Raw genomic sequence first — 21,372 nt, 5'->3', positions numbered from 1 at the left:
AGTTTGAACTCGTAGGTTAAATTAAACAATTGCATCACCTCCTAACACCATTATACAACTGTTTGACAAAATAACAGGACGATTTATCAAATAAAAAGCCGCCCTATAAGGACGGGGCTTGTATCCCCAATTTTCGGTCAGGATAGAAACCTAACCGTCCTGAATCTACCAACAGCGTACTGGCACGAACTCACCGCCTGCCTGGAAGCGGAGGCATTAACCTTACCCCCCTCTGTGCGTTTAGTCATTATTGGCGGAGAAAAAGTCCTCCCAGCCAGACTCGCAACATGGCACAAGTACGTCAGTCGGCGGGTGCCGCTCATGAATACCTATGGTCCGACAGAAGCAACCATCGTTGCGGCGATGTGTGACCTATCGGAGTTAACCCCATTCGATCCTACATCGCAGCAGGTGCCGATTGGACGCCCGATTCCCAACGTCCAGATTTACATCTTGGATCGAAATCTACAACCCGTACCCATTGGCATACCCGGAGAACTGCACATCGGGGGTGTGGGGTTGGCAAGGGGTTATCTCAATGCTCCGGAGTTGACTGCCGAGAAATTTATTCCCAACCCCTTCAGCAGCCAAGATGCCAAAAACAACCCCTTACTCTATAAAACAGGGGATAAAGCCCGCTACTTACCCGACGGTACAATTGAATTTCTGGGACGGATCGACCATCAGGTCAAAATTCGCGGATTCCGGGTTGAACTCGGAGAAATTGAAGCCATCCTCAATCAGCATCCTGGGGTCAAAGAGACGGTTGTGCTAGCCAGAGACGATATACCCGGACAGAAGCGCTTGACGGCGTATGTGGTGCAAACTCTCCAGCCAATAGCCGACCCATCCTCAGAAGCCGAGCAGGTTTCCCTGTGGCAGAACGTTTATGAAGAAGGGATTTTTAACCCAACGGATTCACTCAATACCTTCAATATCAGTGGGTGGTATAGCAGCTATACCGGGGAGCTTATTCCGGAAGCCGAAATGCAACAATGGGTCAACCATACTACCCGTCGCATTTTATCGTTGCAGCCAAGCCGCGTGTTAGAAATTGGTTGCGGTACGGGTTTACTACTTTTCCGAATTGCTCCCCACTGCCGCAATTACTACGGCACGGATTTCTCGGCTGCGGCGTTGGATTACACTCAGAAGGTTTTAGATCTACCAGAATACAACCTGCCACAGGTGACGCTGTGTCAGAAAATGGCGGATGACTTTGAGGGTATAGAAACCTATGACTTCGATGCTGTGATTATTAACTCGGTTACGCAGCACTTTCCCAGCATTGACTATTTGGTGCGTGTCTTAGACGGTGCAGTGAAAACAGTTGAGAGCGGCGGGTTTATCTTTGTGGGAGATGTACGCAGTCTGCCACTTTTAGAAGCGTTTCACACCTCAGTTCAACTCTACAAAGCGCCCCCCTCGCTATCAATCGCTCAATTACAGCAGCGGATTCAACAGCGGATCGCCCAAGAACGAGAACTGGTGATTGACCCAGCTTTCTTCATCGCACTCAAGCAACAGTTCCCCAGGATTCGTCATGTTGAGATTCTACCTAAACGGGGTCGTTACCATAACGAATTGACCAAGTTTCGCTACGATGTAATTCTTCATCTGGGCGTTGAAGTGACTCCTATCCCTATCTGGGCGTTGAAGTGACTCCTATCCCTGAGTTCCCGTGGCTGGACTGGCAAGAGCAGGGTTTAACTGTGACATCCATCGGTCAGTTGTTAGCAGAAACTCAACCCGAAATGATCGGCATCACTCGTGTTCCTGATGCACGTCTGGTTGCAGAAGTCAAGACCCTAGACCGACTCGCTCGTGATCAAGCCATTGAAACCGTCAGCGACTTACAGCAAGCCTTGTCAGCAAGTCCTCTAGAGACAGGGATAGAGCCGGAAGATTTATGGGACTTGAGCCAAACGCTCCCTTACTTTGTAGAGATTAACGGGTCAAGTTCGGGTATCGATGGGTATTTTGACGTAGTATTTCGGCGGCAGACAACCCCGCGATCGCCAGGTTCCTATTTTTTCCCGGAAACAGTTCGTCTTAAGCCTTGGAACGCTTACGCCAATAATCCATTGCAAACCCAATTGGCGTCCGATTTAATCCCCCAATTACGGGATTACCTGAAGAAGCGATTGCCGGAGTATATGATACCCTCAGCTTTCGTACTCCTGGAAGCACTGCCGTTGATGCCCAATGGCAAAGTAGACCGCCGGGCATTGCCTGCACCTGACTCGGCACGATCTGAACTGAACGAAGCGTTTACGACGCCCCGGACTCCGGTTGAAGAGGTGCTAGTTGGAATTTGGGCAAAGGTGCTGAATGTTGAGCAGGTGGGTATACACGATAATTTCTTTGAGCTAGGTGGACATTCGCTGCTGGCAACTCAGGTGATATCTCAGGTACACCAAGCGTTCCGAGTGGAGTTACCCCTACGCGGCTTATTTGATGCACCGACAGTCGCTGGAGTGAGCGATCGCCTGGAGGCGATGATCCGGACTGGACGCCAACTTGAGGTCTCACCAATTGAGCGCGTTTCCCGAAATGCAGCGTTAGCGTTATCGTTTGCTCAACAGCGCTTGTGGTTCCTTGATCGCCTACAACCGGGCAATTGTGCTTATAATATCGCCGTGGCAGCTCAATTGCAGGGTTCACTCAACGTCACAGCCCTAGAGCAAAGTCTCAACGAAATTGTCAGGCGTCATGAAATCTTGCGAACAACGTTTATTGAAGTCGAGGGACAACCGAGACAAATCATTGCTCCAAAGCTGACGTTGACGCTGCCCGTGGTCAACTTGCAAGACTTTCCCCTCGATGAACAGGAGACAGAGGTGATGCGTCTGGCGACGGAGGAAGCTCAACGCCCCTTCGACTTGACAACCAGTCCATTACTGCGCGGCACAGTCTTAAAGCTCGACTCAACCAACTATCTGCTGCTCTTTACCCTGCATCATATCATCTCGGACGGGTGGTCAATGGGGGTACTCCTGCAAGAACTCACCACGCTCTATACTGCGTTCAATCAGGGGAATCCTGTTTCCCTACCGGAATTGCCCATTCATTATGCCGACTTTGCCTTGTGGCAGCGACAGTGGTTACAAACCGAGGTGCTAGAGACTCAGCTAGCTTACTGGAAACAGCAGCTTAAGGGCGCTCCATCTGGATTACAGTTACCCACAGACTATCCCCGCCCCGCTATCCAAACCTTCCGGGGAGCGCGGCACAGTCTGGACATCCCCAAACCTCTCACGCAAGCGCTCAAAGGGCTGAGTCGTCAGGAAGGTGTGACCTTATTTATGACATTGCTGGCAGCGTTCAAGACGTTGCTCCATCACTACAGCCAACAACAGGACATCTTGGTGGGTTCGCCTATTGCTAACCGCAACCGACCGGAAATTGAAGGGTTAATCGGCTTTTTTGTCAACCCTTTAGTGCTGCGTACCGATTTGGGCGGTAATCCCAGTTTTCGGGAATTATTACAACGAGTGCGCGAAGTGGCGTTGGCAGCTTATGCCCATCAAGATATCCCCTTTGAACAACTCGTCAATGAGCTGCAAATTGAGCGAAGTTTGAGCCATAACTCATTGTTCCAAGTGTGGTTTGTTCTGCAAAATGTGCCAATCCCGGCTTTGGATTTAGCCGACTTGACGTTGAAACCCTTGGCGATCGCACCGGGTACAGCACGACACGATCTTAATCTTAATCTCTCCGAGACGCCCACAGGTCTGAGTGGATTCTTTGAGTACAAAACCGACTTGTTTGAGGCAACGACGATTGCTGATATGGCACAACAATTTGAAGTTCTCTTGCACACCATTGTTGAACAGCCGGAGGTAACGCTTAATACCCTCAAACAGAAAATAGCTGAAGTCAAAAAGCAACAACAGCGTCTCAAAGAACAAGAATTCAAACAGGCTCGTAGTCATAAGTTAGGGATGATTAAGCGCAGGGCAATTCATCAGCATTAGAGCGGCAAAACTGAAGGGTGATAAGCCGTATTACACCCTTGAAAATGAGGCTTCGAGCGAGATTAATATATCCAAAGAAGAAACATTCGTGACATTTCTATTGATAGATGAAAACCACCAGATGAGATATGTTCAAGCGAAGCGTTGCGCGGGGGGTATGGGGGAGGCGCTCGTCCCCCATTGGGGGGTCTGGGGGGCTAGTCCCCCAGAGACAAACTCCTATCTTTGACCCTATCTTTTAAGAGAAGAAATGGGCTAAAAGCAGGATGGTTCAACACTTCAGCTAGATTGTCACCCCGTAAAGCGGCAAAACCATCTCACCCAAAACATTAAACCCCAAATTGCATCATGAATAAACTCGGCTCTATCCAACGCAAACCTATTCGTTTATCCCAAAATCACCTGATTAAACCTGAGTTACTTCAGCCTGAAACTCTCCTGCCTTTAGTGGTTCAACCTGCGATAGAGGAACTCAATTTAATTACGTGGGCGGCAAGTCATCAAGAGTGGATTGACACCTACCTTTTGCAGCATGGTGGAATTCTGTTTCGGAACTTTAATGTCAAGCATACTAATGAGTTTGAGCAGTTTATCCAGGGTATTGCCGGCACATTACTGGATTATTCCTACCGTTCAACACCCCGCCGTCAGGTAAGCGGCAAAATTTATACTTCAACAGAATATCCTGCCACTCAATCGATTCCGTTACACAATGAGATGGCGTATTCCTTGAACTGGCCCCTGAAGATTTGGTTCTTCTGTGTCAAGTCTGCTGATCAAGGTGGAGAAACACCGATTGCCGACAGTCGTAAAGTCTTTCAGCGCATTGCTCCAGACATCAAAGAAAAATTCAGACAAAAAAAGGTGATGTATGTGCGAAATTATAGTGACAAATTTGACCTTTCATGGGAGAATGTATTTCAGACAAAGGACAAAGCAGACGTAGAACAGTATTGCCGTAAAGCTGGAATTGAGTTTGAGTGGAAAGACGGCAATCAATTAAGAACTCGTCAAGTTTGTCAAGGGATTGCCACCCATCCTACAACAGGGGAAAAGGTTTGGTTCAATCAAGCTCATCTCTTTCATGTATCAAACCTAGACCCAGAAATCCGTCAATCGCTCCTTGGGGCGATTAAAGAAGAAGATTTACCCCGAAATGCCTATTATGGGGATGGTTCTCCGATAGAAATTTCTGTCTTGGATGAAATCCGTCAAGCTTATCAACAAGAAACTATTACCTTTACTTGGCAAAACGGAGACATTTTAATGTTGGACAATATGCTAGCTGCACATGGACGATTACCATTTGTCGGTTCGCGAAAGGTTTTGGTCGGAATGGCTAATCTTTTTGAGGCTAATAACCTATAGTTGATACAGCATAAAGGAAGTTTACACCAGTAGTTGAGGTGTCGTTCATGGATTCAATAAAACCTTATTCAGACTATGATGTATTAGCTCGGATTTATCAAGAAAGGTGGAATCAGATCTATGATGATCAAGTTATACAAATTTTAGAAAACTTGTTTTTACAACATCTCCCGAATCAAGCACAGATTCTGGATCTATGTTGTGGGAATGGTAATTTGATACCACCGTTGTTGCTTAAGGGATATCAAGTTACTGGACTTGATGGATCTGAGGCAATGCTACACTATGCTCGCGAAAAAGCACCAGAGAGTAGATTAATTCTTGGTGACGCTCGCTCCTTTAAATTTGCGCCGACTTTTCATGGAGTGATTTCGGCAGGAAGTAGTCTAAATCATGTTATGAATTTTGACGAGTTGAAAAGCGTCTTTTATAACGTGTTTGTAGCGCTCCTAGACAATGGATTATTTGCCTTTAACCTGTCTATGGAAGAACGGTATCAGTCAAGTCAATGGAATAATATTCAAAGGTGTGGTGTCAACGATGACTATATTTGGATTTGGCAACAAATCTATGATTTCGATGAGAAAATAGGCAGGAGAGATATTACGGTTATGGAACTAAAAGAAGAAAAATGGCAACGATTAGATTATCAGTTATTGTCAAAAAATTATTCCCGTGTAGATATTGAATCTGGGTTAAGCCAAATAGGTTTTACTGATATTAAATTTTACGATTTATGCCGATATCTAGAATTACCGGATTTATTAGGTGAAGGTGTTTTTGTCTGTCGTAAGCCATCCGGTTAAAAAAATGAGCAATATAGTCTTAATAAAAGAGGGTTAAAATTATGCAATCTACATCGATAGAAGGATTTAGACTTTCACCTCAACAAAAGCGTTTATGGTTTCTGCAAAAAGGCGTAAACCGTCTAGTTTATCGGATTCAATGCGCTGTGCTAATTCAGGGGACTGTCAATCCCGAAAAGCTAGAGTTATCTATACAAAGAACAGTTGAGAAATACGAGATTCTCCGGACTAATTTTCAGGCGTTACCGGGGCTGAATGTTCCCCTGCAAGTTATCACCGCTAATCGCTTACCAACCCTTCATTACCATGACTTTACTGATCTAGATCCGGAAACACAACATGCTCAAATCGAGGCACTGTTTAATGAGACGAAGCAGCTATCTTTTGACTTCGAGAAAGGGGATATCTTAGATAGTTCTCTAGTCATTCTTGCAGCCAATCAGCAGATATTGCTGGTTAGCTTACCAGCCATGAACTCAGATGCGGTAAGTATCGAGAACTTTATCCGTGAAGTTAGCCGTTTTTATGCCGCAGAGTTGCAAAATCAGGAATGGGTTGATCAGCCATTACAGTATATTGATATTGCAGAATGGCAAAATGAATTATTTGCTGGGGAAGAAGTAGAAGTCGGGAAAAAGTATTGGCAGACAAAAGATTTATCAGATTTGGCGAATTGGCAGCTTCCTCAGGAAAATATGCCTGCCCAAAAACTGGGATTTGAACCTAAATTAATTTCTGTTGATTTAACGTCGGAAAAGGTAGTTAATCTAGATGCGATCGCGCAAAACTACAACACCTCAATTTCTGTGCTGCTTCAGGCGTGTTGGGCTATTCTGCTCTGGCGTCTGACTGGACGGTCAAATGTAATTCTTGGCACCTATTTTGATGGGCGAAACTATGAAGAACTAGAACCTACGTTAGGACTATTAGCTAAATATTTACCGATTGATAGTCATTTAGACGATACAACTCCATTCAGTGACGTATTAAACCAAATTGATGAATCTACACATAATGCCTGGAAATGGCAAGAGGCGTTTAATTGGGAACAGGTTGCAGGTGTGACTGAACAAAACTTGGGTTACTGCTTTTTTCCCTATAGTTTTGAATTTAGAGAACAGTATGGTCAATATACTGGGGCTGATGTATCATTTTCCATTAACCAACAATACGCCTGTATTGAGCCGTTTAAAGTAAAACTGTCCTGCCTGAAGCGCAATGATAATTTAGTTACAGAATTACACTATGATGCTAACCTGTTTCACAGAGAAGAGATTGAACGCTTGGCAAGATATTTTCAAACCTTGTTAACCAATGTCATCGCCAAGCCTGATGTTACTATTGGTAAGTTAGACATTTTAAGTCCGAGTGATCGCTATCAACTGCTCGTTGAGTTCAATAACACCCAAACTGATTATTCCAAACAGCTTTGCATCCATCAATTCATCGAGCAACAGGCAGGACAAACGCCTGATAGGATTGCCGTTTCTATTGAAAATGAACAACTAACTTACGCCCAACTCAATACCCGTGCGAATCAACTCGCCCATCACCTGCAATCACTAGGGGTTAGTGCTGAAACTATTGTAGCTCTGTGCGTGGAGCGTTCCTTGGATATGATCGTCGGCGTGTTGGGTATTCTTAAAGCAGGTGGAGCGTACCTTCCTATTGAGCCGATTGTTCCCCGCGATCGCATCACGTTCATGGTACACGATGCCCAAGCATCAGTCATCTTAACCCAACAGCATTTAGTTGAACATTTTTGTGCAGAAACTGCGACGCTTCTATGTCTCGATGCTGACTGGCAGACTATTGCCCAACAGCCAGAAGAGACTCCCCCTTGTCCAGCAATGCCTGAGAATTTAGTCTATGTGATTTACACATCAGGTTCAACGGGTAAACCCAAAGGCGTCGCGGTTGAGCATCGCCAACTCGTCAACTATTTGCATGGTATTTTGGCAAGATTGGACGTGCCCCAGGGGGCTAGCTTTGCCACCGTGTCTACTTTAGCGGCAGATTTGGGGAACACGGCGATTTTCTCAGCCTTGTGTACGGGTGGATGTTTGCATATCATCTCCCAGGAACGCGCAACCAGTCCAGAGGCACTCATAGACTATTGTGAAAGCCATCCGATTGATTATCTTAAAATTGTTCCGTCTCACTTAAACGCTCTATTAACAGCCTCTCACCCAGAGAAGATTTTACCCCGAAAATACCTGATTTTGGGCGGTGAAGTCCTGAGTTGGCAGTTGGTTGAGAAAATCCAGCAGTACGAACCCACTTGTCAAATCCTGAACCACTATGGACCAACGGAAACGACTGTAGGTGTCTTGACGTATCCTGTCCATGAGCGAATTAGGGATAAATCTGAGACAGTACCCATAGGATGTGCGATCGCAAACACCCAGATTTATATTCTCGACTATTATTTGCAACCTGTACCAATCGGAGTGCCGGGAGAGCTGTATATTGGTGGGGATAGTGTGGCGCGAGGCTATGTCAACCAGCCACAACTAACGACTGAGAAGTTTATTACCATCGAGTATTTGGGCGGAGAGGATGTCCCCCCCAAAAGAGTTTACAAAACGGGGGATTTAGCGCGTTATCTCCCTGATGGCAATATTGAGTTTTTAGGACGAATTGACCACCAAGTCAAGATTCACGGTTTCCGCATCGAACTGGGAGAGATTGAGTCAGTGCTGAACCAACATCCTGCTATTCAGGAAGCCATTGTCTTGGCACAGGAAGACGAACTGAGTCACAAACGCTTGGTGGCTTATATCGTTCCCAGTCAGGAGTCAGTAATGATTAATCAACTGCGGGATTTCCTGAAGGAGCAATTGCCGGAGTATATGATACCATCAGCATTCGTACCCCTGAAAGCCCTACCTCTTACCGCCAACGGTAAAGTCAACCGTCAAGGGCTACCCAACCCCGATAGCGTTAAACCAGAGATAGAAGGGCGATTTGTCCCCCCCCGCACCCCCGTCGAGAAAACCATCGCCGAGATTTGGGCGCAAGTTCTAGGGCGCGATCGCATCAGCATTTATGATAACTTCTTTGAGTTGGGGGGCGATTCAATCCTCAGCATTCAGATTGTCTCCAGAGCTAATCAAGCCGGTTTACAACTCACTCCCCCCCAACTCTTTGAGTCTCCGACGATAGCCGGATTAGCTGCAGTCGCGGGAACAACCGCAACCATTCAAGCCCAACAGGAACCCGTGACGGGTGAAATTCCCCTAACGCCGATTCAGCATTGGTTCTTTGAGCAGAAGCTTGATGATATGCACCACTGGAACCAGGCATTACTGTTAGAGGTACGACAATCCATTCGTCCGGAACTCCTCCAGCAAACGGTGCAGCACTTGATGGAACATCATGATGCCCTACGCTTACGGTTTACTACCACAGCATTGGGTTGGCAACAAGTGAATGCTGGATTGGATGGGATTGAATCCGTACCTTTGTCCGAGATTGATTTATCCGGTATTCCAGCCGCCGAACAGGAAAGCCTCCTGGAAACCACCGCATCTGAGTTACAAGCCAGCCTCAACTTGGCAGAAGGGTTAATCCTGCGGGTGGCGTTGTTTCACCTCGGGGACAATCAGTCGAACCGCTTACTCATCGTGATTCATCACTTGGCGGTGGATGGCATTTCTTGGCGAATTTTACTGGAAGACTTGGAGCAGATTTACCAGCAACTCAGCCAGGGAGAAGCGGTTCAACCACCTGCGAAAACCTATTCTTTCCAGCAGTGGTCTGAGTCTTTGCAGGATTATGCCCGTTCACAGCAGCTTCAGCAAGAACGCAACTACTGGCTCTCAACATCGGATTACTCCAGTTTACCAATAGATTATCCCCAGGGTGCGAACACAGTGGGGTTGGCTGAAACTGTATCCGTTGCTCTCAACGTTGAAGAAACTCGTGCTTTATTGCAAGAGGTGCCATTAGCCTATCAAACTCAAATCAACGATGTCTTGCTCACGGCGTTGGTACAAACCTTTACTGAGTGGACACAGGAGCCTTTCCTGCTCCTGGATTTAGAAGGACACGGACGAGAAGCAATTGACAAGGATATCGATGTATCAAGGACGGTGGGCTGGTTTACCACGATTTTCCCAGTGCTGCTGACGTTAGAAGGGATTTCCCAGCCAGGGGAGGCGCTCAAAGCCATTAAAGAGCAGCTTCGCGGTATTCCCAATCGAGGAATTGGCTATGGCGTGCTGCGCTATCTGAGCGAGGATGCAGAAGTCATCCAAAAATTGTCAAGCTTTCCTCAAGCCGAGGTGAGATTTAACTACTTGGGTCAGTTTGACCAAATTCTATCCGAATCCCGGTTATTTGAGCTGGTTTACCCAACTCCTGGTATAAGTCGCAGTCTGCGAGGTAATCGTCGCTATCTGATAGATGTCAACGGGTTCGTGCTTGGGGGTCAACTGCAACTGGAGTGGACTTATAGCCAACAAATCCATCAACGAATCACGATTGAACAGTTAGCTCAAGGGTTTGTTGAGGCGTTACAAGCACTGATTGCCCATTGCCAATCTGCCGAAGCTGGAGGCTATACCCCGTCTGACTTCCAGAAAGCAAACGTGAGCCAAAAAGACCTGAATCGCTTGCTGGGACAAATTCGGTAGGGACGCAATACTTGGCACAACAGCGATGAACGAAAACTCATGAAAGCAGACAACATCCAAGATATCTATGAACTTTCCCCCGCCCAACAGGGTATTCTCTTCCACAGTTTGTACTCTCCAGAGTCAGGGGTGTATTTCGTCCAACTGTGCTGTACTTTGCGGGGTTATCTCAATCCTGAAGCTTTTGAGGACGCTTGGCAACGGGTGGTAGCGCAGCACACAGTCTTGCGGACTAGCTTTTATTGGGAAAACCTTGACAAACCGCTACAAGTTGTGAGTCGGCAGGTAAAACTGCCGTTCGAGCAACAGGATTGGCGAGAAATGGCGGCAAAAGAGCAGCAAGAGCAGTTAGACACATTTTTGAAACGCGATCGCACCTCCGGCTTCAATTTTGCTCAAGCTCCGTTAATGCGCCTGACGCTAATCCGCATTGCTGAGGATGCTTATCAATTTATCTGGAGTAAACACCATCTGATTCTAGATGGCTGGTCAACCGCATTGGTATTCAAAGACTTTGTTCAACAGTACCAAGCCCTTTGTCAAGGTCAAGATTTGCCTTTAACACCGAGCGGAGCCTATGGAGACTACATCGCCTGGTTACAGCAACAAGATTTAGCCAAAGCCGAGAGGTTCTGGCGGCAAGCGCTAGGTGGAATCCAAGCCCCCACCCCTCTAATCAGTCTGACTGGTGATATCTCCCCTGACCAAAAACCAGACTACGAGGAACAGCACATCCAGCTATCGGTAGAAACCACAACAGCCCTGCAATCCCTGGCAAGGCAGCATCAACTCACGCTGAACACCATGGTTCAGGGAGCTTGGGCGTTACTGCTCAGTCGCTACAGTGGGGAAAGCGATGTGATTTACGGTAACACGGTATCGGGTCGTCCCGTAGACTTGGTGGGCGCCGAGGCGATGGTGGGACTGTTTATTAATACCTTGCCCGTGCGGGTTACCATCGATAGCGAACAGGCTTTAGTCCCCTGGCTGCAACAGCTTCAGACTCAACTGGTGGAGATGCGCCAGTACGAATATAGCCCCCTAGTCAAGGTTCAAGGGTGGAGTGAAATACCACGAGGTGTGCCGTTATTTGAGAGTTTGGTGGTGTTTGAGAACTACCCCGTGGAGCGAGGGAGAGAGAAATGGGATATTGATTTAGAAATTCACAACGTTAGGAGTATTGAAGCAACTAACTATCCCTTAACCGCGATCGCTATACCCGGTGTTGAATTAGAATTCATCCTCTCTTACAATCGCCATCGCTTTGACCAGGATACCATTAGCCGAATGCTGGGGCATCTCCAAACCCTGCTGCAAGGCATGGTTGCCCATCCCTATCACCCACTCAAAGACTTACCCCTGTTAACAGACGCCGAACGGACAAAGCTATGGGTTGAGTGGAATCAGACGCAGCGGGACTATCCCCAAAATCACTGTCTTGATCAACTGTTTGAAGCTCAAGCCTCAAAAACCCCCGATGCTGTGGCAGTCGTCTTTGCAGACAAACAACTAACTTACCGACAACTCAACCAAAAAGCCAATCAACTGGCACATTACCTGAAAACATTGGGTGTCAAACCCGAAGTCTTGGTGGGGATTTGCGTTGAGCGCTCAATCGAGATGGTTGTGGGATTATTGGGCATCCTCAAAGCCGGTGGAGCGTATGTTCCTTTAGATCCCGCCTATCCCCAAGAGCGTCTAGCTTTCATGCTCGCAGATGCCCACATTTCCGTGCTGCTGACTCAGGAAAACTTGATCGCCACGTTACCGAAACATCAAGCGCAGGTTGTCTGTCTAGATACTGACTGGGAAGGCATTAGTGAAGCCAGTCATCAGCCTTGCCCAAACCGAGCAACCCCTGACAACCTCGCCTATATCATCTACACCTCCGGCTCGACGGGCAAACCCAAAGGCGTAGAAATTACCCACCGTGCCTTAGTCAATTTTCTCACCGCCATGGGTCAGACGCTGGGGTTGAGTCAGAACGATAGTCTCTTATCGGTAACGACATTATCCTTTGATATTGCCGCGCTGGAACTTTATCTCCCTTTAATCCTAGGGGCAAACGTGATCATTCTCAGTCGTGATATTGCTGCTAACGGCATCCAGTTATCCCAGCAGTTAGCCCAGAAGCAAGCCACTGTTATGCAAGCCACACCTGCAACCTGGCGGCTGTTATTAGCGGCGGGATGGCAGCAGTCTTCTCCCCTGAAAATCCTTTGCGGCGGTGAGGCGTTATCCTGTGACCTAGCTAATCAGTTGCTCGAACGGGGTACGGAAGTCTGGAACTTATATGGTCCGACAGAAACAACCGTCTGGTCCGCCGTCTATAAAGTTGAGCCTCAAGAGGATAAGGGTATTGTTACCATCGGTCGCCCCATTGCGAATACTGAATTTTACGTTCTAGACTCCCATCAGCAGCCCGTTCCTATAGGCGTTCCCAGTGAATTGTATATTGGCGGTGTCGGTTTAGCCCGTGGGTATTGGCATCGGGCAGAACTGACCACAGAGAAGTTTTTCACCCTAGACCATTTGGCTAAACAGGATGCTCTCCCCCCAAGGGTATACAAGACAGGAGACTTAGTACGTTACCGCGCCGATGGAATACTAGAGTATTTGGGCAGGATTGACGAGCAGGTTAAGGTTCGGGGGTTCCGCATCGAACTCGGAGAAATCGAAACGATTTTAACTCAACATCCGGCTGTGGCAGAAACTGCGATCGCACTTCGTCAGGATGAACGGGAAAATCCTAGCTTAGTCGCCTATGTCGTCTTGCAGCCAGAGCAGACTCTCACCAGTTCTCAGGTGCGTCGCTTTTTAGCACAGAAGCTGCCATCTTATATGATTCCCTCGGCATTGATGGTACTCGATAAACTGCCCCTGACGCCCAATGGTAAAATTAACCGTCGCGCCTTACCTGCACCGGATTGGACACAACGCCACCCAGAGCAGACTTACATTGCACCTCGCACCCCCATCGAGGAGGTGATTGCCGGGATTTGGACTCAGGTGCTTGGTGTTCAGCAAGTGGGGGTTGAGGATAACTTCTTTGACTTGGGAGGACATTCTCTCTCAGCAACCCAGGTTATCTCTAGGTTGCGAAATGTTTTCCCAGTAGAACTGCCCCTACGCACTCTTTTTGAGAGTCCCACGGTAGCTAGCTTGGCAGATTCTATCCAAACCATACAGGAATCCCATTTACACCTTCCCCCACTACACCCAGTTTCACCGGAGCAACCCCTACCTTTATCCTTTGCCCAAGAACGGCTGTGGTTTCTCCACCAGTTAGAGCCAACGACTGCCACCTATAATATGCCTGCTGCCGTGCGTCTTACAGGTTGGCTGGATATTCCAGCATTGGAGCAGAGTTTCAACGAAATTGTCCGGCGTCACCATATTTTACGCACTAACTTTACAGTTGTGGATGGACAACCCGTTCAAGTTATTGCTCCCAGGTTGACCCTACATATTCCAGTTGTCGATTTGCCAGGGTTGTCGGAAACTGAGCGAGAGGCTCAAGTGCAGCGACAGGCGAAAGCAGAAGCTCAGTTACCCTTTGATTTAGCCAAGGGAGCGCTATTACGAATCAAGCTACTAAAATTTAGTCCATCAGACCACATTCTTCTATTCACGATTCATCACATTATCTGTGATGCCTGGTCATTTGGGGTATTGATTCGGGAATTCACCCAGTTGTACGACAGCTTTTTCCGCCAAGAACCCTCTCCCCTACCCAAATTACCCATCCAATACGCCGACTTTGCCAATTGGCAGCGTCAGTGGCTTCAGGGAGAGGTATTAGACGCCCAACTGTCTTACTGGCAACGACAATTAGCGGGTATCCCGGCAACCTTAAGCTTACCCATACAACGCCAGCCCCCCGCTATTCCTACATTCCGCAGCGCTAACCAGTCATTCCACCTCTCTAGTGCCACCAGCGAACAACTCCAAACCCTCAGTCGCCAAGAGGGAGTTACCCTGTTCATGACGTTACTAGCAGCATTTCAAACCCTGTTGTATCGCTACAGTCATCAAAAAGACATTGTTGTTGGCACCGATGTTGCCAATCGTAATCGCCAGGATATTGAGTCACTGATTGGCTTTTTTGTCAACCTCTTAGTGCTGCGGACTGACTTATCCGGTAATCCTAGCTTTCGGGAGTTGCTGGAGCAGGTAAGAGACGTAGCATTAGCCGCTTACGAACATCAAGACTTACCTTTTGCCAAGTTAGTAGAAGTTTTGCGTCCGGATCGCAATTCGAGTCATACCCCCCTATTTCAAGTCTTGTTTGTGCTGCAAAATGCTCCTTTACCTGACTTAACGCTTTCAGGATTAACGGTCAACCCCGTAGAAATAAATACAGAAATTGCTCGATTCGATTTAGCTCTATTTATGGAACAAACCGATACCGGAATTATTGGCAGGTTTAAATATAATGCTGATCGGTTTGAAGCAAAGGGAATTACCCAATTTTGCCATCACTTTGAAACGCTGATTAGTAGCATTCTCAAAAACCCTGACACCAGAATTGATACTTTAGAACTGCTTAGTGAAGCTGAAAAACAAAAACAAATGACTGAACAAACCCAGCGGAAACAAGTCAAATTTAGCAAATTTAAATCTATCAAACCCAAAGCCGTCAGTTTACCCCAACGGCAACTAATTAAGACCCGTACTCTTCAACCTGGAAAATCCTTACCGTTAGTCATCGAACCCGATAGCGCTGAAATAGACCTAGCCGACTGGTCAACTAGCCACCGAGAATTCATTGAAACCAACTTGCTCAAACACGGAGCTATTTTATTCCGGGGATTTAATCTCAATTCTGCTACCGATTTTGAAAAGGTTGCCAATGCCATACACCCAAATTTATTTGGAGACTATGGGGATTTACCCCGCGAAGGAGTCAGCGGCAAAGTTTACGGTTCCACCCCTTATCCACCCGATAAAACTATCTTATTTCATAATGAAAGTTCTCACTTACATCGTTTGCCGCTAAAAATTTGGTTCTTCTGCATTCAACCCGCCCAACAGGGTGGAGAAACCCCCATTCTTGACTGTCGGCAAGTTTATCAGCGACTCAATCCTAAATTGCGAGAAAAATTTGAGCAAAAGCAATTAATGTATGTTCGTAACTACACAGAAGGATTAGATGTAAGCTGGCAAGATTTCTTCCATACCACGAATAAAGCCGAAGTGGAATACTACTGTCGTCAAGCCGATATGGAGTTTGAATGGCTAGAGAATAATGGTTTGAAAACACGCAAAATCCGCCCCGCTGTCGCCAAGCATCCTAAAACTGGAGAGTTGGTATTTTTCAATCAGGTTCAGTTGCACCATATATCTTGCTTAGACTCAGGCGTTCGCCAATCTTTATTGTCTCTATTTGGAGAAGATAAGTTACCGCGTCATGTTTACTACGGCGATGGAACGCCGATTTAGGAGTCAGTTATGGAAGAAATTGAAGCAATTTATCAAGACAGTAAAATTAGTTTTACATGGCAGAAAGGAGATATGTTGATGTTAGATAATATGCTGACGGCTCACAGTCGCAATTCTTATGTCGGTTCTCGCAAAATCGTTGTCGCCATGGCAGATTTGATCACTCTAAGATGAGCTATATTGCTTTTATTCTCGTCACAGATAGGGTCAAAGATAGCAGTTTTTTCTGGGGGACTAGCCCCCCAGACCCCCCAATGGGGGACGAGTGCCTCCCCCATACCCCCTGCACAACGCTTCGCTAGAATATATCTCATCCGATGGTCTTCATCTGTCAATAAAAATGTAAATAATGCTTAATGTTTGGAGATATTAATGTTGCTCAAAGCCTAATTCAAAAGGGTTTCAGACTGCTTGTCATACCAAATTGCAGTCTAAGGTAGAATCTGTCATGCTGAGCAAAACGCAGTGAAACGGAGTGACGCGAAGCATCTGCCCAGATTCTGACGCTCGTTCCTCGCTATCGCTTCGCTCTTCCTAGACATGATAGAACGCAACTTGGTATCACCCCTTCAGGACACTGACATAAACTTAGGAGTAACAAATGCAAACTCAATCAATTGAAGGATTTCGGCTGTCACCTCAACAAAAGCAGCTTTGGTTATTACAACAAGATAGTCAGGTCTATCAGGCTTCTTGCGCGATCCAGATTCAAGGGAATCTGAATGTTCTAGGGGGTGAAGTAGCCACCTGGGAGTTAGTTGGCAAAATCCAGGAAGCTGCACCGAACTGTCGCATTCTTAACCACTATGGTCCCACAGAAACGACGGTTGGTGTCCTCACCTATCCGGTTCAGAGCAAGGGCAATCGTTATAACGCCAAAACCGTTCCCATCGGTCGTGCGATCGCCAATACCCAAGTTTACCTCCTGGACGAACAATTTCAACCTGTACCCATCGGCGTACCGGGCGAATTGTACATTGGCGGTGCTGGGGTAGCCAGGGGTTATCTCAATCGTCCCGAACTAACGGCACAGAAGTTTATTACGGTAGAACATTTGGGCGGACAAAATGCCCACTCCCCAAGGCTGTATAAAACAGGGGATAAAGCACGCTACTTACCCGATGGTACTATTGAGTTTCTCGGACGGGTAGACTATCAAGTAAAAATCCGAGGTTTTCGCATCGAACTCGGAGAAATTGAAGCGGTACTGAGTCAGCACCCAAGCGTGCAGCAAGTCGTTGTCTGGTTATCTGAAGATGAATTAGGTAGTAAGCGATTAGTGGGCTATGTGATTCCCAACCCAAAACAGACACCTAATATTAGCGAGTTACGCCAGTTTTGTTTAAACAAACTGCCTGAATACATGGTGCCTTCAACAGTTGTACTGCTCAAATCACTACCACTTACGCCGAACGGTAAAATTGACCGTCGTGCTTTACCAGCACCCGAACAAACCCGTCCGGAACTTGAAGGAGTTTATGTCGCACCGCGTACTCCAGTCGAGAAACAACTCGCAGAGATTTGGGCGCAAGTTCTGGGCATTGAGAAAATAGGTATCCACGACAATTTCTTCGATTTGGGAGGACATTCCCTACTCATTACTCAGTTGCTTGCCCAGGTGCGAGAAACCTTTCAGGTCAATCTATCCTTACGTAGTCTTTTTCAACAGCCGACTGTCGCTAACATCGCCAAAAAAATTACCCAACAAGCGAAACCCGGCACTCAAGTTGAGCAGGATACAATAAATCTGAACGCTGAGGCAGTTTTAGACCCTACTATTCGTCCCAATGGTATTCCTTATAACCCCGATACTGTACCAACGGCTATCTTTTTAACAGGTGCAACCGGGTTTCTAGGAGCTTTCTTACTTTACGAACTCCTACAACAAACGCAAGCCGATATTTACTGCTTAGTCCGTGCTGAAACCCTTGAGTCAGGTAAAAATAAGATTCAACAGCGTCTGGAATCTTATTTACTTTGGGATCAATCATTCAATTCCAGAATTATCCCCGTCCTCGGAGATTTAGCTCAACCCCTTTTGGGTCTCACCCAAGCACAATTTGAAAGGCTGGCAAGTCAACTCGATGTCATCTATCATAATGGAGCAGTCGTTAATTTTACCTATCCATATTCAGTTCTCAAAGCACCTAACGTTCTCGGAACCCAAGAGGTTTTAAGGTTAGCTTGTCAGGTTAAAGTAAAACCAGTTCATGTCATCTCGACTATCAGCGTTGTTTATCCTAAAAATCCAGATGTTGAAGTTGTTCGAGAACAAGACAGCCTCGACGATGCCAAAATGCCGTCGAGTGGCTACGCTCAAAGCAAATGGGTGGCTGAAAAGTTAGCCACAATTGCGCGGGAACGAGGACTTCCGGTCTGTATTTATCGTCCAGGACGCATATCAGGAGATAGTAAAACAGGTGCTTGTAATCCTGGCGACCATACCTACAGAATGATTAAGGGTTGTATTCAACTTGGAGGTATTCCAAATCAGGATATTCAGTTGAATTTAAGTCCTGTTGATTATGTCAGCCAAGCCATTGTTTTTCTCTCAACTCAGAAAGACTCTATCGGAAAAGCCTTTCATCTGGTCAATCCTCAACCGTTACCCTTGAAGGAGATGGTTAGCTATATTCGCTCCTTGGGTTATGCTATTGAGTTAGTCGCTTATGAACAGTGGCGAAAGCAACTAATTAATTCAGTAGATTCGCCCGAAAATGCATTGTATCCACTGATGACTATTTTTGCCGAAGAAACCAGCAACTCCCAATCTCAAGAGTCGCCAGTGCAACAGTTTGACTGTCAGAATACTCTCACTGGACTCGTGGGAACCTCAATTGTTTGTCCTCCAGTCGATGCTGAAGTCTTTAAGACCTACTTTTCCTACCTGATTAATACTGGCTTTCTCAATCCTCCATTGCTCCAAGTTCATCACCATCAAAACTGATACATGGAACAGGTTTTGAATCCTTTAAGTAATACCAAATCCGCATTTATCCTTTTTTCACGGCGATTGAAATCGCTGCTACACAAACCTAGTCCGCCTGCGCGGACTAGGTTATAACGGGGGTAGCTAACGTCCTAGATAAATTGCCTCGGAGAGTTCAAAGCAAAGCGTTTTTGTTGTCACTTCAATTCAATATAAATCATGACCATAAAATTGCAAAAATCCAAAACCCAGTATCTTGAAGAATTCATACAGCATTATAACCAGCGCACCCAGACTTCCAAGCAAGTTTCTACAACAATTCGACCATTTTTAGCGGATAATAAAGCTGTATCCCTTTTCAGTCTTCCCTTAAAGGAAATATCTTATCCCATTGTCGGAAAACGCTCTTGTGGCTCCAAAATATGGGATGTGGATGGAAACGAATACCTAGACTTGATCATGGGATATGGAGTGAACCTATTTGGGCACAATCCACCATTCATTAAACAAGCCATAGAAGAACAACTTGCAGAAGGCATACATCTTGGTACTCAATCTGAAGTAGTGGGTGAAGTTGCCGAATTAATTTGTGAACTGACACAAATGGAACGGGTCGCCTTTAGTAACACCGGGACAGAAGCCGTCATGACAGCAATTCGCCTTGCTAGAACGGTGACAAATCGTAATAGAATCGCTTTATTTTCGGGGTCTTATCACGGACATTTTGATGGTACGCTGGTTAAAGCCAAGGGAACAAATGGCCGTCTAAATGCTGTGCCAATGGCACCAGGAATTCCACCCAATATTGTGAATGATGTTTTGATATTAGAGTATGGAAATCTTCAATCTCTCGATAGTATCAAAAACCACGATCGCGAATTAGCGGCGGTTCTCGTTGAACCCGTACAAACCAGTAATCTCAGCTTACAGCCTAAAGAATTTCTCCAGCAGTTAAGGCAATTGACACAAGACGCTGGAATCCCATTAATTTTTGATGAGATGGTGAGTGGCTTTCGCATTCATCCAGGTGGAGCGCAAGCCTGGTTTAATGTTTCCGCCGATATAGCGACATACGGTAAAGTTGTTGGGGGAGGAATGCCGATAGGCGTTATCGCAGGTAAAGGGGTCTATATGGATGCGATCGATGGTGGGATGTGGAATTATGGGGATTCCTCTTATCCTCAAGCGCAGAAAACATTTTTTGCCGGGACCTATTGCAAGCATCCTTTAGCCATGGCGGCTGCGCGAGCTGTACTTAAGCGTATCAAGCGTCATGGATTCTCGATTCAACAGCAATTGAATCAACGGACATCTGAGTTTGTGGCAACCTTAAATAAATATTTTATAGAGGGTGGATTACCGTTTCAAGTCGAAAAATTTGGTTCAGTTTTCGGCTTTATCACCTCAGATAGTTTTGTCCGTGCCAACGATTCTAATGTAACAATGATGATGCAGATGTTGTTTTACTACAATCTACTTTATCGGGGGATTTTACTTCGAGGCAAGGGTGGATTTTTATCTACAGCTCATACCGATGACGATATGAATTTTATGATTCAAGCGGTTAAGGATAGCGCCAATGAACTGCAAGCGGCAGGATTTATTCCCTAATGCAGCAAGGTTACTAAATGCTTGGCAGCAAAGGCTTTCAGCAATCAGCTTTGATGGTTCTTTTCCCAGAGTGACAATAGAGCGCTATCCTCTAATACTTGTATGATAGTAAGAGAGTTAGCTACCCTTAAAAATTAATGCGACGATAGATTTCGGACAGGGGAACTTCTACGTTTAAACTCTGTAGAGCGATCACCTGCTCAAGGTTAGAGTAAACTTGCCATAGCCAGCGATCATTACTGCTAGGCTCAAGATTGTGATACTGCTCAATATAAGGTTCAGCTTGACTCACCAGCAGATATTCACGAAAGCTGACAAGAGAGCGATATTTTCTGAACTTTTCACCCCTATCATAGGCTTCGGTAGAAGGCGATAGAACTTCGACAATCAGTAAAGGATTGAGAATTTCATCATTGCGCTCACCATTGAACTCTGGAAAGCCATGAACAACCATCAAATCAGTAAGCTGCTACGCAGCTTAATTGTATAATATAAAGACAAGGTAAAGAGCGCGGTCGCCAGGATATGCCAGCTAAAAATCATCTGTCTCAAGAGCAGAAAGAAAGACTGATTAAACTCCTAAAGGAAGCTAATGAGTATTA

General features: G+C 46.2%; 7 protein-coding genes and 2 pseudogenes. 8 read left to right on the top strand and 1 reads right to left on the bottom strand.

Translation table 11 applies throughout. The annotated features are described in order from the left end of the window. Window positions 1-81 precede the first annotated feature (81 nt). From RLO19_RS29440 to RLO19_RS29405, 8 genes and pseudogenes are all read left to right on the top strand, one after another. Complete coding sequence (locus RLO19_RS29440; RefSeq protein WP_446361113.1) at window positions 82-1,662, top strand: AMP-binding protein; 1,581 nt, start codon at window positions 82-84, stop codon at window positions 1,660-1,662. Continuing rightward, window positions 1,659-3,977 (top strand): condensation domain-containing protein, encoded by a 2,319-nt coding sequence (locus RLO19_RS29435; RefSeq protein WP_446361112.1) that lies wholly within the window; start codon window positions 1,659-1,661, stop codon window positions 3,975-3,977. Before RLO19_RS29440 ends, RLO19_RS29435 begins: the two co-directional genes overlap by 4 nt. 348 nt (window positions 3,978-4,325) lie before the next feature. Further along, window positions 4,326-5,345, top strand: coding sequence for a TauD/TfdA family dioxygenase (locus tag RLO19_RS29430; RefSeq protein WP_446361110.1), 1,020 nt, complete (start codon window positions 4,326-4,328; stop codon window positions 5,343-5,345). 47 nt (window positions 5,346-5,392) lie between these two features. Continuing rightward, on the top strand, window positions 5,393-6,151 hold the full coding sequence (locus RLO19_RS29425; protein ID WP_446361108.1) for a class I SAM-dependent DNA methyltransferase: 759 nt from the start codon (window positions 5,393-5,395) through the stop codon (window positions 6,149-6,151). Window positions 6,152-6,192: 41 nt separating this feature from the next. After that, complete coding sequence (locus RLO19_RS29420) at window positions 6,193-10,788, top strand: amino acid adenylation domain-containing protein (RefSeq protein ID WP_446361106.1); 4,596 nt, start codon at window positions 6,193-6,195, stop codon at window positions 10,786-10,788. A 39-nt stretch (window positions 10,789-10,827) separates the two neighbouring features. After that, window positions 10,828-16,404 (top strand): annotated as a pseudogene (locus tag RLO19_RS29415) (amino acid adenylation domain-containing protein). A gap of 427 nt (window positions 16,405-16,831) precedes the next feature. Continuing rightward, window positions 16,832-19,177 carry a thioester reductase domain-containing protein gene (locus tag RLO19_RS29410; protein WP_446361104.1) on the top strand — a complete coding sequence of 782 codons (2,346 nt, stop codon included), beginning with the start codon at window positions 16,832-16,834 and terminating at the stop codon, window positions 19,175-19,177. Window positions 19,178-19,378: 201 nt separating this feature from the next. Continuing rightward, a complete protein-coding gene (locus RLO19_RS29405) occupies window positions 19,379-20,770 on the top strand; it encodes an aspartate aminotransferase family protein (protein WP_446361102.1) in 1,392 nt (463 codons plus the stop codon). 127 nt (window positions 20,771-20,897) lie between these two features. On the opposite strand, the pseudogene RLO19_RS29400 reads toward RLO19_RS29405, so the two are convergent. After that, a pseudogene (locus RLO19_RS29400) lies at window positions 20,898-21,233 on the bottom strand (Uma2 family endonuclease); the annotation flags it as partial. Window positions 21,234-21,372: the final 139 nt, after the last annotated feature.

Source organism: Coleofasciculus sp. G2-EDA-02 (assembly GCF_040226375.1).
Classification (GTDB): domain Bacteria; phylum Cyanobacteriota; class Cyanobacteriia; order Cyanobacteriales; family Coleofasciculaceae; genus Coleofasciculus.
This window is presented reverse-complemented; position numbering and strand designations above follow the sequence as displayed.